The organism is Pseudomonas sp. NPDC012596, from assembly GCF_042902325.1.
Taxonomy (GTDB): Bacteria; Pseudomonadota; Gammaproteobacteria; order Pseudomonadales; family Pseudomonadaceae; genus Aquipseudomonas.
Genome location: NZ_JBIBEB010000037.1, coordinates 1 through 13,195 on the forward strand (window position 1 = coordinate 1; position 13,195 = coordinate 13,195).

The window sequence follows — 13,195 nt, forward strand, 5'->3', positions numbered from 1 at the left end:
GGCTGACAACTATGGCCTATCAGGCCATGGCACGTTGCAACAAATGTAGGAGCGGCTTTAGCCGCGATGCGCCGCGCGGGCGGCGCTCGATCTCATAGACGCCAAAGATCCCAAGGCAAGCGCTTCGCGCGGGCGGCGCTCGATCTATGCCCCACCGCAAATCCTATGACAAGCACCCTCCCGCTCCCCCAAAAAAATCTCCAACAAAGGACTAGCCATTCCAGAGGTTGTACGATAACTTACCTCCATCGCAACACACCACACCTTCACCCCAAGCGCCACAGGATGCCAACAACAATGAATCCACAAGAACTGAAATCCATCCTCTCCCACGGCCTGCTCTCTTTCCCGGTCACCGACTTCAATGCCCAGGGCGACTTCAACCAGGCCGGCTACATCAAGCGCCTGGAATGGCTGGCCCCGTACGGCGCAAGCGCCCTGTTCGCCGCCGGTGGCACCGGTGAGTTCTTCTCCCTGGCCGCCAGCGAGTACAGCCAGGTGATCAAGACCGCAGTCGACACCTGCGCAACGTCGGTACCCATCCTCGCCGGCGTCGGCGGCTCCACCCGCCAGGCCATCGAATATGCTCAAGAAGCCGAGCGCCTGGGCGCCAAAGGCCTGCTGCTGCTGCCGCACTACCTGACCGAAGCCAGCCAGGACGGTGTTGCGGCCCACGTCGAAGCCGTGTGCAAATCCGTGAACATCGGTGTGGTGGTGTACAACCGCAACGTCTGCCGCCTGAACGCCGACCTGCTGGAAAAACTGGCCGAACGCTGCCCGAACCTGATTGGCTACAAGGACGGCCTGGGCGACATCGAATTGATGGTGTCGATCCGTCGTCGCCTGGGTGACCGCTTCAGCTACCTGGGTGGCCTGCCGACCGCCGAAGTGTATGCTGCTGCCTACAAAGCCCTGGGTGTGCCGGTTTACTCGTCGGCGGTGTTCAACTTCGTGCCGAAGACCGCGATGGACTTCTACCACGCCATCGCCCGTGAAGATCACGCCACCGTTGGCAAGCTGATCGACGATTTCTTCCTGCCGTACCTGGACATCCGCAACCGTAAGGCCGGTTATGCCGTGAGCATCGTCAAGGCTGGCGCCAAGATCGCCGGTTACGACGCAGGCCCGGTGCGCACCCCGCTGACCGACCTGACCGCTGAAGAATACGAAATGCTCGCAGCGCTGATGGACAAGATGGGTCCGCAATAAGCGCACCCCAGCGGCCTGCCAATGCCGCACCCGGAGTGGGCTACCCCCACTCCGGCTACAACTCGTGAGCCCGCACAAAAATAACTAGTGGGAGTATTGCCAGCATGCAAGCGACTAAAAAGACGCATGTGCGCTACCTGATCCTGTTCATGCTGTTCCTGGTGACCACGATCAACTATGCCGACCGCGCCACCATCGCCATCGCAGGCTCCAGCCTGCAGAAAGACCTCGGCATTGACGCCGTAACCCTCGGTTATATCTTCTCCGCCTTTGGATGGGCTTACGTTGCCGGCCAGATCCCTGGTGGCTGGCTGCTGGACCGCTTCGGTTCCAAGAACGTGTACGCGTTCAGCATCTTCACCTGGTCACTGTTCACCCTGCTGCAGGGTTTTGTCGGTGGCCTGCCGGTCGCCTGGGCGGTCGTCACCCTGTTCACCCTGCGCTTTCTGGTCGGTTTCGCCGAAGCCCCGTCGTTCCCGGGTAATGCCCGTATCGTCGCGGCCTGGTTCCCCACCGCAGAGCGCGGCACAGCATCAGCGATCTTCAACTCGGCGCAGTACTTCGCCACCGCGCTGTTCGCCCCGATCATGGGCTGGATCGTGTTCAGCTTCGGCTGGGAGCACGTGTTCGTGGTCATGGGTGCACTGGGCATCGTGTTCTCTGCCGTGTGGCTGAAGACCATCTACAACCCACGCCAACACCCGCGCATCAGCCCGCAAGAGCTCGAGCACATCGAGCAGAACGGCGGCCTGGTGGACATGGACCAGAAGCGCGGCAATGACGGCCCGAAATGGGGCTACATCAAGCAACTGCTGACCAGCCGCATGCTGCTGGGCGTCTACCTGGGCCAGTACTGCATCAACGCGATCACCTACTTCTTCCTGACCTGGTTCCCGGTGTACCTGGTGCAGGAGCGTGGCATGACCATTCTCAAGGCAGGCTTCATCGCCTCGCTGCCGGCCATCTGCGGCTTCATCGGGGGTGTGCTGGGTGGCGTGTTGTCGGACTGGCTGCTGCGCCGCGGCAATTCGCTGACCTTCTCGCGCAAGCTGCCAATCGTCTGTGGCCTGCTGCTGTCGACCACCATGGTCTTCTGCAACTATGTAGACGCTGAATGGATGGTGGTCGGCTTCATGACCCTCGCCTTCTTCGGCAAAGGCATCGGTGCGCTCGGCTGGGCGGTGGTCGCCGACACTTCGCCGAAACAGATCGCCGGGTTGTCTGGTGGGTTGTTCAACACCTTCGGCAACATCGCTTCGATCACCACCCCGATTGTCATCGGCTACATCATCAGTGCCACCGGCTCGTTCAAGTGGGCCCTGGTGTATGTCGGTGCCAACGCCCTGGTGGCGGTGTTCAGCTACCTGGTGATCGTCGGCCCGATCAAGCGTATCGAGCTGCGCGAAGACGCCCCCAAGCCACAGGCTGAGCCTGCCGCCAACGGTGAACTGGCCAGCTCGCGTCACTGAGTGAACACGCCCGCGCCGGGTTGCCGGTGCGGGCGGATGTACAAAAGCCTGAGAACCTAAACGTAGGGCCTGAACATGCAGTTGATCGAACATTCCGACTCGCCCCGCTACGTCCGCCTGCACGACGACGATAACGTCGTGGTGGTGGTCAACGACGGCGGCCTGGGCGAAGGCGCCCGCTTCCCCGACGGCCTGACCCTGGTCGAAGCCGTGCCGCAGAGCCACAAGGTCGCCACCGTGCTGATCGCCAAGGGCGAGCCGGTGCGCCGCTACGGGCAAATCATCGGTTACGCCCTGGAAGACCTGCGCCAAGGCAGCTGGGTCCAGGAAAGCCAGCTGGCCATGCCGGCGGCACCGGAACTGGACAGCCTGCCGCGCTGCGATGCCGTCCCTGCGCCCCTGCCGCCCCTCGACGGCTTCACTTTCGAAGGCTACCGCAACGCCGACGGCACCGTCGGCACCCGCAACATCCTCGGCATCACCACCACCGTGCAATGCGTGACCGGCGTGCTGGAACACGCGGTCAAGCGCATCCGCGCCGAATTACTGCCCCAATACCCCAACGTCGATGACGTGGTCGCCCTCACCCACAGCTACGGCTGCGGTGTGGCAATCAACGCGCGCGACGCCTACATCCCGATCCGCACCGTGCGCAACCTGGCGCGCAACCCCAACCTGGGCGGCGAAGCGCTGGTCATCAGCCTGGGCTGCGAGAAGCTGCAGGCCGGCCAGGTAATGCACGACAACGACCCGTCGGTGGACCTCAGCGAACCCTGGCTGTATCGCCTGCAGGACGCCAGCCTCGGCTTCACCGAAATGATCGAGCAGATCATGGGCCTGGCCGAAACCCGCCTGAAAAAGCTCGACCAGCGCCGCCGCGAAACCGTGCCGGCCAGTGAACTGATCCTCGGCATGCAGTGCGGCGGCAGCGACGCGTTCTCGGGCATCACCGCCAACCCGGCGCTGGGTTATGCCGCCGACCTGCTGGTGCGCGCTGGCGCTACCGTGCTGTTCTCGGAAGTTACCGAAGTGCGCGACGCTATCTACATGCTCACCTCGCGCGCCGAAAACCAGGAAGTCGCCGACGCGCTGGTGCGCGAGATGGACTGGTACGACCGCTACCTGCAGCAAGGTGCGGCGGACCGCAGCGCCAACACTACGCCGGGCAACAAGAAAGGCGGGCTGTCCAACATTGTCGAAAAATCCCTCGGCTCGATCGTCAAGTCGGGCAGCGGCGCTATTCAAGGCGTGCTCGGCCCCGGCGAGCGGGTTGGGCGCAAAGGCCTGATCTTCTGCGCCACCCCGGCCAGCGATTTTGTCTGCGGCACCCTGCAACTGGCAGCCGGCATGAACCTGCACGTGTTCACCACCGGCCGCGGCACCCCGTACGGCCTGGCCATGGCGCCGGTGGTCAAGGTCTGCACCCGCACCGAACTGGCGCAGCGCTGGCCGGACCTGATCGACATCGACGCCGGGCGCATCGCCAGCGGCCGGTCGAGCATCGAAGAGCTGGGCTGGGAGCTGTTCCACTACTACCTGGACGTGGCCAGCGGCCGCAAACAGACCTGGGCCGAACAGCACCGGCTGCACAACGACATCACTTTGTTCAACCCGGCGCCTATCACCTGATTACTCACCTACAGGAGCACCCCATGCCTGAGATTCTTGGCCACAACTTCATCGCCGGCCAGCGCAGCGCCGCTGGCGCGCAACGCCTGCAGAGCCTGGACGCCACCACCGGCGAGGCCCTGCCCTATAGCTTCGCCCAGGCCACCGAGGCCGAAGTGGACCAGGCGGCCCAGGCCGCCGCTGCCGCGTTCGCCGAATTCCGCCAGCTGGCCCCGGCGCGCCGCGCCGAGTTCCTCGACGCCATTGCTGCTGAGCTTGACGAGCTGGACGATGCCTTCGTCGCCGTTGTCTGCCGCGAAACCGCCCTGCCCGCTGGGCGTATCCAGGGTGAACGTGGCCGCACCAGCGGCCAGATGCGCCTGTTTGCCCAAGTGCTGCGCCGTGGCGACTACCTGGGCGCACGCATCGACCTGGCACTGCCCGACCGCCAACCGCTACCGCGCGTAGACCTGCGCCAGATGCGCATTGGTGTCGGCCCGGTTGCCGTGTTCGGCGCCAGCAACTTCCCGCTGGCCTTCTCCACCGCTGGCGGCGACACCGCTGCTGCGTTCGCCGCCGGTTGCCCGGTGGTGTTCAAGGCGCACAGCGGCCACATGGCCACTGCCGACCTGGTCGGTGCAGCCATCGTCCGCGCCGCCGAGCGCACCGGCATGCCCAAGGGCGTGTTCAACATGGTCTTCGGCGGTGGTGTCGGTGAATGGCTGGTCAAGCACCCGGCCATTCAGGCCGTCGGTTTCACCGGCTCGCTCAAGGGCGGCGACGCCTTGTGCCGCATGGCCGCCGAGCGCCCGCAGCCGATCCCGGTATTCGCCGAAATGTCCAGCATCAACCCGGTGATCATCCTGCCGGGCGCGCTGGCCAAGCGGGGCGAGGCCATCGCTCGCGAGCTGGCCGGCTCCGTGTGCCTGGGCGCCGGCCAGTTCTGCACCAACCCAGGCCTGGTGATCGGCCTGCAATCGCCGCAGTTCAGCCAACTGCTGAGCGACCTTGGCCAGCACCTGGACCAACAAGCCGGCCAGACCCTGCTCAACGCCGGTGGCCTGCGCAGCTATGTTGGCGGCCTGGAGCACCTGCAGGCGCACGCCGGCATCGAACACCTGGCCGGCCAGCCTCAGCAAGGCAGCCAGGCACGCGCTCAGCTGTTCAAGGCCGATGCCCGCCTGCTGGTGGACGCCGACCCGCTGCTGCAGGAAGAAGTGTTCGGCCCGACCACGGTTGCCGTCGAGGCACAGGACAATGAGCAACTGCGCGCCGCCCTGCTCGGGCTGCGTGGCCAGTTGACTGCCACCCTGATCGGCGAGCCGGAAGACTTCGAAGCGTTTGCCTGGTTGGTGCCGCTGCTGGAAGAAAAGGTAGGCCGCATCCTGGTCAACGGCTACCCCACTGGCGTTGAAGTGTGCGATGCCATGGTGCACGGCGGCCCGTACCCGGCTACCTCCGATGCCCGTGGCACGTCGGTCGGCACCCTGGCCATCGACCGCTTCCTGCGCCCGGTCTGCTACCAGAACTACCCGCAAGCGCTGCTGCCTGAGGCGCTGCGCGACAGCAACCCGCTGGGCTTGCGCCGGCTGGTGAATGGGCAGTGGAGTGACGGGGCGATCTGAATGCCCTGATGTAAAAGAAAGCCCCGCGTTTGCGGGGCTTTCTTTTGAGTCTTGCATTGAATTTACCGGCCCTATCGCCGGCAAGCCGGCTCCCACGGGGTTTGCGCCGAGCCTGAGAACAGCGGCGTACCTGTGGGAGCCGGCTTGCCGGCGATAGGGCCAGCAACGCCAACCGTGAATTCAAACCCCTTGCGCTTCGGCCTCCGCATGCGCCTGGCGCAGCCGCTCGCGGCTGTTGCTCAGGTGCATGCGCATGGCCATCTTCGCCCCTTCGCTGTCACTCCGGGCAATGGCCTCGTAGATCGCCTCGTGCTCATGCATCAGGCGGCTCATGTAATGCGCCTGGTCATCATGCGCCAGGCGTGCAGAATTGAGCCGGGTACGCGGGATGATGCTGGTACCGAGGTGGTTGATGATGTCGGCGAAGTAGTGGTTGCCGCTGGCCTGGGCGATGCGCAAGTGGAACTGGAAGTCCGCCGACACCGCATCGTTGGCATGCGCGGCACCTTCGTTCAGCTCGTCCAGCGCCGCACGCATGCCGGCCAGTTCCTCATCGCTGCGCCGCTGCGCAGCCAGGCCGGCCGATTCGATTTCCAGGGCGATGCGCAGCTCCAGCACAGCCAGCACTTCACGCAGCGTGACCACGGTGGCCGGGTCGATGCGAAAACCGCCGGTGGAGGGTGTATCCAGCACGAAGGTGCCGATGCCATGGCGTGTTTCGACCTGCCCGGCAGCCTGCAGCCGCGAGATCGCCTCACGCACCACGGTGCGGCTGACGCCCTCCTCGGCCATGATCTGCGATTCGGTCGGCAACTTGTCGCCGCGCTTGAGCTGGCCGCTGCGAATGCGCTCGGTCAGCACCGTGACCAGTTCCTGGGCCAGACTGCGCGGCTTGCGCCGGGTCCTTGCCTGTACCTGCTGCTCTGTCATGCCCTGTATTTCACCTTGAAAGACAGCCGTCATGATAGCGCAAGCGGTTGTACGATCACATACACCTGACGCGGTATTTATTAAAGCGCTGCGCCAGGTGCTCGGCCCAGCACTCGCGTGTATTCCTCGCGTGCAGCCTGCTCGGTGAACTCGCCTGCCCACTTGGCCACCACCACGGTCGCTACGCTGTTGCCAATGGTGTTGCAGGTGGCAATGGCCATGGACATGAAGCGGTACACGCCGAACAGTAAAGCCAGCCCTTCCACCGGCAGCACACCGATGGCGGTGACGGTGGCGGCGAACACCACGAAGCTGCCACCGGACACCGCTGCCGCGCCTTTGGAGGTGACCAGCATGATCGCCAGGATGCCCAGTTGCTGCTCCCAGCCCAGCGGCACCCCATAGGCGTTGGCGATGAAGAGCACGCACATCGACATGTAGATCGAGGTACCGTCAAGGTTGAACGCGTAACCGGTGGGCAGCACCAGGCCCACGCTCTGCTTGGAGCAACCGAACCTTTCGAGCTTCTGCAGCAGGCGTGGCAGGGCGCTTTCCGACGAGGCGGTGCCCAGCACGATGAATATCTCGTCCTTGATATAGGTCAGAAAGCGCCACAGGCTGAACCCTGACAACCGGCACACCGCCCCAAGCACGACGAACAGGAAGAACGCCACGGCCAGGTAGAACATCAGCACCAGGTTGGCCAGCGACATCAGCACTGCCGAACCATTGCTGCCCACCGCGTAGGCCACCGAACCGAAAGCGCCCAGTGGGGCGAACTTCATGATCAGGTTGATGAACTCGAAGAAGCACTCGGACACGCGGTTCAGCCCATCTTCGATCACTGCGCGGCGCTCATGCTTGAGAGCCAGCAGGGCGAAGCCGAACAGCACCGCGATCACCAGTACCTGCAGCAACTGGCCACCGGCGAAGGCACCGACGAAGTTGTCGGGGAAAATCGCGTAGATAAAGTCCATGGTCGAGCTCGGCGCATGGCCCTTGGCAACAGCGGCGCTGGCAGCGGCCGAGGCGGCGCTGCTGGCATGGGCGCCGTGCATCCCTGAGCCGATGCCGATCAGGTTGCCCCACAGCAGGCCGATGGCCAGGGCCAGGGTCGACAGCAGTTCGAAGTACACCAGCGCCCGCCAGCCAACCTTGCCGACGCGCTTGATGTCGCCGGCCGACGCAATGCCGTGCACCACGGTGAAGAACACCAGCGGTGCCACGGCAGTCTTGATCAGTTTGAGAAAGATGTCCCCAAGGATCTTGAACTTGGCAGCAAGCTCTGGGGCGAGGAAGCCGAATGCGATGCCCAGCAGCATCGCCGCGATGACCTGGAAGGTCAGGTCCTTGTACAGCGGTTTCTTGGTGGCGCAAGACATGATTGTGTTCTCATTGTTCTTGTAATCGGAGGGCCTGGCGGCGGCCAGGCCCGTGCAGCATCAGCGGGCGACGGCACCGGGGCGCGAAAGCGCCAGGTCAACCATCTGCGGCGCCAGGCCTAGGTAGTTGGTCGGGTCGCACAGGCGTTCCAGGGTTGCCAGGTCCAGGCGCGCGGTGGCCTCGCCCTGGGCCTGCAGCGCTTCGAGGAGGCTGATGCCCTGATCGTTGGCCATGCGGCAGGCGGCATACACCACGTCATGCGCCACCTGGCGGCCCAGCGCCGGGGCCAGTCCCATCATGACCGCCTCGGCGACGATCAGGCCTTGGGTCATGTCGAGGTTCTTGCGCATGCGCTCGGTACGTACGTCCAGGCCAGCCAGCATGAAACGCGCCTGGCCCAGCGAGGCGGCGGTCAAAGCGAACGCTTCGGGGATGGCGATCCACTCAGCCTGCCATGGGCCGGTGGAGCGCTCGAAGTCCTGAATCATCGCATCGAGCATCAGCCCGGCCTGCTGGCGCACGCCCTTGGCTGCGGCGTACATCAGCTCGCAGGAAATCGGGTTGCGCTTCTGCGGCATGGTGCTGCTGGCGCCACGGCCCTTGACGAACGGCTCGTACACCTCGCCCAGCTCGCTGGTCATCATCATCATCACGTCCAGCGCTACCTTGCCCAGCGAAGCAGTAACCAGGCCGAGGAAGTTCAGGGTCTCGGCCAAGCCATCGCGAGCTACGTGCCAGGTGGCCTGCGGCACGCCCAGGCCCAATTCGTCCATCAACGCTGCCTGCACCTCCAGGCCCTTGTCGCCCAGCGACGCCAGGGTACCGGCGGCACCGGCGAACTGCCCCACTTCCACCCGCGGGCGCAGCTCCATCAGGCGCTCGGCATGGCGGTCGAACATGCTCAGCCACACCGCGCACTTGTAGCCGAAGGTAATCGGCAGCGCGTGCTGCAGGTGGGTGCGGCCGGCCATTGGCGTGTCGCGGTAGCGCTGCGCCAGCTCTGCCAGCAGGCCTCTTACGGCCTGCACGTCACGTTCGACGATGGCCAGCGCCGCGCGCACCTGCAGTACAACGGCGGTGTCCATGATGTCCTGCGTGGTCGCGCCCCAGTGCACATAGCGGCCCGCGTCCCCGCACAGCTTCGACAGTTGTTCTACCAGGGGCAGGATCGGGTAACCGACGATTTCGGTTTCGTGTTGCATCAGCGCCAGGTCGAGGGAGGCATAGCGAGACAGCTCGGCGATCTGCTCGGCGGCGTCTTGCGGGATCACGCCGCAGCGTGCCTCGGCCTTGGCCAGCGCCACTTCAACTTCGATGTAGCGCTCGATCAGCGCCTGGTCGGCAAACACCCCGCGCATCTCGGCAGTACCGAACATGTCGCGGAACAGGGTGGAGTCGAAAACGGTGGTGGACATGGGCAAGGATCCTGAAATGTTGTTATTGATCGTACATATTTAATATGTCCGTACATAATTCTTGCCCTGCCGCTGTTACACTGTCAACCGAAGAAATTGACGGGACTGACCGAAGGTATGAACGAAGCGCGCTACGCCGTGGTGGCCAGGGACCTGATGGAAGGCATCGCCAACGGCCGCTACCCGGTCGGCAGTCTGTTGCCCACTGAGTTCGAGCTGTGTGACCTGTATGAAGTGAGCCGGCACACCGTGCGAGCGGCGATCAACCAGTTGCTCAACCAAGGGTTGGTATCACGCCGTAAGCGCGTCGGCACCCGGGTGGAAGCCAGCAGCCCGCGTGGCGGGTATTCGCAGTCGCTGGCGACCGTGGCCGACCTTGCGCATCTAGCAGAAACCCAGCAGCGTGAGATCCAAGACGTGCGCCACTTCGTCGCCGACCTCAGCGAGGCAGCTCGGCTGGGGCTGATGCCGGGCGAGCATTACTTCTGCGTGTCGAGCATTCGCGTCGACCGCCAGCACAGCGCCGCCCCGCTGTGCTGGACCGATGTCTACGCCCAACGTGACTATGCCGACGTTATCGAGCTGGCGCGTGAACATCCGGACCAACTGATCGCCAGCCTGATCGAGCAGCATTACGGGCGCGCTATCGCAGTGGTGGACCAACAGGTGCGTGCGGTGCTGCTGACCGCAGAAATGGCGCGGGCCCTGAAGGCGGAAACAGGGGCGCCGGGGTTGAAGATTCTGAGGCACTACCGGGATGACGACGGGGGGCTGATGACGGTATCCGAAACCGTACACCCGGATGATAGGTTCACCTTGGTGACGCAGATGCGCCGCGACAAAGCGGCTGGCTGAAAACCTAGTTGCCCGCGATCGAATCGGGACAGCCCGCAACGATCTCGCTACTGTAGATGCTTGATATAGCCATTCCACGGAAGGAAACCACCGATGAAAACGCTCGACCGTTTTTTGCTGACTTGCGGCCTGCTCATCCCGTTCTGGCTGCTGCTGGGCGTCTGGCTCACTGCCCGGGCCTACCCCGGCTACGACCACCTTCAGCAAGCCATGAGCCAGCTGGGCGCGGTAGGCGCCCCCACCCATTTCTGGTCGCCACTGCTCAACAATTTCCCGCTCGCGGTGCTGTTCGCCTTGTTCGCCTGGGGCCTGGCGCGGCGGTGGCCGGGCTCGAAGGTAGCGTTGGCGAGTGCTGCGCTGGTACTGCTGCATGGCTTGGGCAGCCTGGGCACCGGCTGGTTCCCCTGCGACCAGGGCTGTGCGCCTGCTCACCCTTCGCTGTCGCAACAGCTGCATAATGCGTCCGGCCTGCTGATGTTCCTCTCGTTGACCCTGGCCAGTGCCCTCTGGATTTGGGCCGGCAAACGCGTGGCGGGTTCACCTGCGCTTGGGCGGTTTTCATTGGCCGGTGTGGTTGGGGCGATCATCACCGTGGTACTGATGGCACAGGCCGCCAAAACCGGCCAGTTGTTCGGCCTGTACCAACGGTTGAACTACGCAGTCTCAGTGATATGGGTTGCGGGGCTTGCACTGCACAGCTTGCGCCCTGCGCTGGCAAATCGCCTGCGCATCGCCACCACCTGAGCGGCCTAGTACTGGCCCCCAGGCATCTGAAGCGAAGGCAAACTTCGTTCTCCGTCAGATGCTTAGGACAGCAACATGCGAGTATTTCTAGCAACGGTGGCCGGCTGCCTGCTGGCCACGACTGCTTTCGGCGCGCAGGCCAGAACGCTGAGCCAGAACGACCGCCAGGCGTGTGGTTGGGGCTCGCAGATCGCCGCCGAGGCCCAGCAGGCCAAACTCTCCGGCGTGACCTTGTATGCCACCCGCAAGAAGCTGCAGGTGCGCAGGTTCGCCAAGCCATGGATGCGCATGACCGCCTTCGGAATCACCGAGCAGACCTATAACAGCCGCTCGCAGCTCAAGCCGGCAGCGATCAAGCAGACGTACTACGAACAGTGCGTTCAGCACGCAGTCGCAAAACGATAAGCCTCTACTTATCAGTGAGTTGCGACAAATATTTCATCCCAGCTATTAAGTCTTGAGCCTAGTGCCTAGCAGCCGGTCAGCGCCACTGGCCGACGCTCGCCGGCGAAGAACCACGGGCGCAGGCGTACGCCGATCAGGTTACCGGTGTACGCCGCAACCAGCCACAGCCAGCCATGCACGCTGCCCGACGCAATGCCGCTGAAGTAGGCGCCGATGTTGCAGCCATAGGCCAGGCGGGAACCGTAGCCCAGCAGCAGGCCGCCGATGACTGCGGCAATCAGCGACGGCAGCGGGATTTTCAGGCTTGGCGCAAAACGCCCGGCCAGGCCCGCCGCCAGCAGCGCACCTAGCACGATGCCCAGGTCCATCACCGTGGTCACGTCCTGCCACAGCGGCGCGGCCAGCGCCTTGGCATTGGCCGGAGACTGCCAGAACACCCAGCTGCCGACATCCACACCAAAACTGGAAAGGGTCTTGGCACCCCACAGGGCGAAGGCCGAGGTGATGCCCCACGGGCGCCCGGCCAAGGCCAGGGTGGCGTAGTTCAGCAAGGCCAGTGCGATGGCGCCCCACAGCAGCGGCCACGGGCCACGCAGGAAGCGGCGCAGGCCCTGATGCTCGCTGCTCACTGGGGCTTCCAGGCCACCATGGCGGCGTTTTTCCAGCACCACGGTAGCCCAGCCGATCAGCGCGAACACTGCCACGCTCACCACCAGCGCCGGCCCAACGCCCCAAGCCTGGACGATCGAGGTTGCCGGGAACGACGGCAGTGCGAACCACCAGTCAGCGTGGTGCGTGGCCGTCACCGAACCGATGATGAAGAACAGCAAGGTCACCAGCATCCTCGCGTTGCCGCCACCCACAGTGAACAGCGTACCCGACGCACAGCCACCGCCCAGTTGCATGCCGATGCCGAAGATAAAGGCACCGAACACCACGGAAACGCCCGCAGGCGCCACCAGCCCGGTCACCGGATTACCGAACAGGCTGCCGGCGGAAAGCGCCGGGAAGAACAGCATCACCGCCACGGTCAGCATGACCATCTGCGCACGCAGGCCGGCGCCGCGGCGCTCGTTGATGAACACCCGCCAGGCCGAGGTGAAGCCGAAGGCGGCGTGGTACAGCGTAAGGCCCAGGGCGGCACCGACGATCAGCAGCAGCACCTGCTTGAAGCCGGCGTTGAGGTTGAGAAACCAGGCGCCGGCCAGCAACAGGGCCAAGGCGATCACGGGGGCGCCCAAGCGGCGCGGTTCAGGTGTGGCGGTTGTGGAAAGACCCATTGGAATGCTCGGATTACAGTAAAACGGGCGGCGATTATAGCGAAGGTGCGGGTGCATGCCTGGGGGTATTTGCCGCCTTTAAGATCGAGCCCCGCCCGCGCGGCGTATCGCGAAGCGCTTGCCTTGGGATCTTCAGCGCCCTTGAGATCGAGCGCCGCCCGCGCGGCGCATCGCGAAGCGCTTGCCTTGGGATTTTCAGCGCCCTTGAGATCGAGCGCCGCCCGCGCGGCGCATCGCGGGCAAGCCCGCTCCTACATTTGTTGCAACGTGCC

The 13,195-nt window shown here is 64.3% G+C and carries 11 protein-coding genes; 7 read left to right on the top strand and 4 right to left on the bottom strand.

Annotated features, from left to right (window positions below):
* Window positions 1-297 precede the first annotated feature (297 nt).
* The 4 genes from kdgD (at window position 298) to ACFY68_RS25970 (ending at window position 5,911) form a co-directional block, all read left to right on the top strand.
* A complete protein-coding gene (gene kdgD / locus ACFY68_RS25955; protein WP_346614325.1) occupies window positions 298-1,209 on the top strand; it encodes a 5-dehydro-4-deoxyglucarate dehydratase in 912 nt (303 codons plus the stop codon).
* Window positions 1,210-1,313: 104 nt separating this feature from the next.
* Entirely contained in the window at window positions 1,314-2,678 is a 1,365-nt protein-coding gene (locus tag ACFY68_RS25960; protein WP_346614326.1) for an MFS transporter, read from the top strand.
* Window positions 2,679-2,753: 75 nt separating this feature from the next.
* On the top strand, window positions 2,754-4,307 hold the full coding sequence (garD, locus tag ACFY68_RS25965) for a galactarate dehydratase (RefSeq protein WP_387533500.1): 1,554 nt from the start codon (window positions 2,754-2,756) through the stop codon (window positions 4,305-4,307).
* Window positions 4,308-4,330: 23 nt separating this feature from the next.
* Window positions 4,331-5,911, top strand: coding sequence for an aldehyde dehydrogenase (NADP(+)) (locus ACFY68_RS25970; protein WP_387533503.1), 1,581 nt, complete (start codon window positions 4,331-4,333; stop codon window positions 5,909-5,911).
* Between the two features lie 180 nt (window positions 5,912-6,091).
* On the opposite strand, the gene ACFY68_RS25975 is transcribed toward ACFY68_RS25970, so the two are convergent.
* The 3 genes from ACFY68_RS25975 to ACFY68_RS25985 form a co-directional block, all read right to left on the bottom strand.
* Window positions 6,092-6,841: a FadR/GntR family transcriptional regulator gene (locus ACFY68_RS25975; protein WP_346614329.1), complete on the bottom strand. Its 750-nt coding sequence runs from the start codon at window positions 6,839-6,841 to the stop codon at window positions 6,092-6,094.
* 80 nt (window positions 6,842-6,921) lie between these two features.
* Window positions 6,922-8,223: a cation:dicarboxylate symporter family transporter gene (locus tag ACFY68_RS25980; RefSeq protein WP_387533507.1), complete on the bottom strand. Its 1,302-nt coding sequence runs from the start codon at window positions 8,221-8,223 to the stop codon at window positions 6,922-6,924.
* A 60-nt stretch (window positions 8,224-8,283) separates the two neighbouring features.
* Entirely contained in the window at window positions 8,284-9,639 is a 1,356-nt protein-coding gene (locus ACFY68_RS25985; RefSeq protein ID WP_387533510.1) for an adenylosuccinate lyase family protein, read from the bottom strand.
* Window positions 9,640-9,756: 117 nt separating this feature from the next.
* On the opposite strand from ACFY68_RS25985, the gene ACFY68_RS25990 reads away from it, so the two are divergent.
* The 3 genes from ACFY68_RS25990 (at window position 9,757) to ACFY68_RS26000 (ending at window position 11,643) form a co-directional block, all read left to right on the top strand.
* Window positions 9,757-10,494: a GntR family transcriptional regulator gene (locus tag ACFY68_RS25990; RefSeq protein ID WP_387533513.1), complete on the top strand. Its 738-nt coding sequence runs from the start codon at window positions 9,757-9,759 to the stop codon at window positions 10,492-10,494.
* A gap of 93 nt (window positions 10,495-10,587) precedes the next feature.
* The gene (locus tag ACFY68_RS25995) at window positions 10,588-11,238 is read left to right on the top strand and encodes a DUF998 domain-containing protein (RefSeq protein ID WP_387533516.1); all 651 of its coding nucleotides are present in this window, start codon (window positions 10,588-10,590) and stop codon (window positions 11,236-11,238) included.
* Between the two features lie 75 nt (window positions 11,239-11,313).
* Window positions 11,314-11,643: a hypothetical protein gene (locus ACFY68_RS26000; protein ID WP_387533519.1), complete on the top strand. Its 330-nt coding sequence runs from the start codon at window positions 11,314-11,316 to the stop codon at window positions 11,641-11,643.
* Between the two features lie 65 nt (window positions 11,644-11,708).
* Here ACFY68_RS26000 and ACFY68_RS26005 read toward each other — a convergent pair whose 3' ends face one another.
* Complete coding sequence (locus ACFY68_RS26005; protein WP_387533522.1) at window positions 11,709-12,923, bottom strand: YeeE/YedE family protein; 1,215 nt, start codon at window positions 12,921-12,923, stop codon at window positions 11,709-11,711.
* Window positions 12,924-13,195: the final 272 nt, after the last annotated feature.

Excerpts from the sequence above, each read along its gene's own strand:
- ACFY68_RS25985 (WP_387533510.1), bottom strand. The coding sequence starts at position 9,639 with ATGTCCACCACCGTTTTCGACTCCACCCTGTTCCGCGACATGTTCGGT.
- ACFY68_RS25990 (WP_387533513.1), top strand. The coding sequence starts at position 9,757 with ATGAACGAAGCGCGCTACGCCGTGGTGGCCAGGGACCTGATGGAAGGC.
- ACFY68_RS25975 (WP_346614329.1), bottom strand. The coding sequence starts at position 6,841 with ATGACAGAGCAGCAGGTACAGGCAAGGACCCGGCGCAAGCCGCGCAGT.
- ACFY68_RS25970 (WP_387533503.1), top strand. The coding sequence starts at position 4,331 with ATGCCTGAGATTCTTGGCCACAACTTCATCGCCGGCCAGCGCAGCGCC.
- garD (WP_387533500.1), top strand. The coding sequence starts at position 2,754 with ATGCAGTTGATCGAACATTCCGACTCGCCCCGCTACGTCCGCCTGCAC.
- ACFY68_RS25995 (WP_387533516.1), top strand. The coding sequence starts at position 10,588 with ATGAAAACGCTCGACCGTTTTTTGCTGACTTGCGGCCTGCTCATCCCG.
- ACFY68_RS25960 (WP_346614326.1), top strand. The coding sequence starts at position 1,314 with ATGCAAGCGACTAAAAAGACGCATGTGCGCTACCTGATCCTGTTCATG.
- kdgD (WP_346614325.1), top strand. The coding sequence starts at position 298 with ATGAATCCACAAGAACTGAAATCCATCCTCTCCCACGGCCTGCTCTCT.
- ACFY68_RS26005 (WP_387533522.1), bottom strand. The coding sequence starts at position 12,923 with ATGGGTCTTTCCACAACCGCCACACCTGAACCGCGCCGCTTGGGCGCC.
- ACFY68_RS25980 (WP_387533507.1), bottom strand. The coding sequence starts at position 8,223 with ATGTCTTGCGCCACCAAGAAACCGCTGTACAAGGACCTGACCTTCCAG.
- ACFY68_RS26000 (WP_387533519.1), top strand. The coding sequence starts at position 11,314 with ATGCGAGTATTTCTAGCAACGGTGGCCGGCTGCCTGCTGGCCACGACT.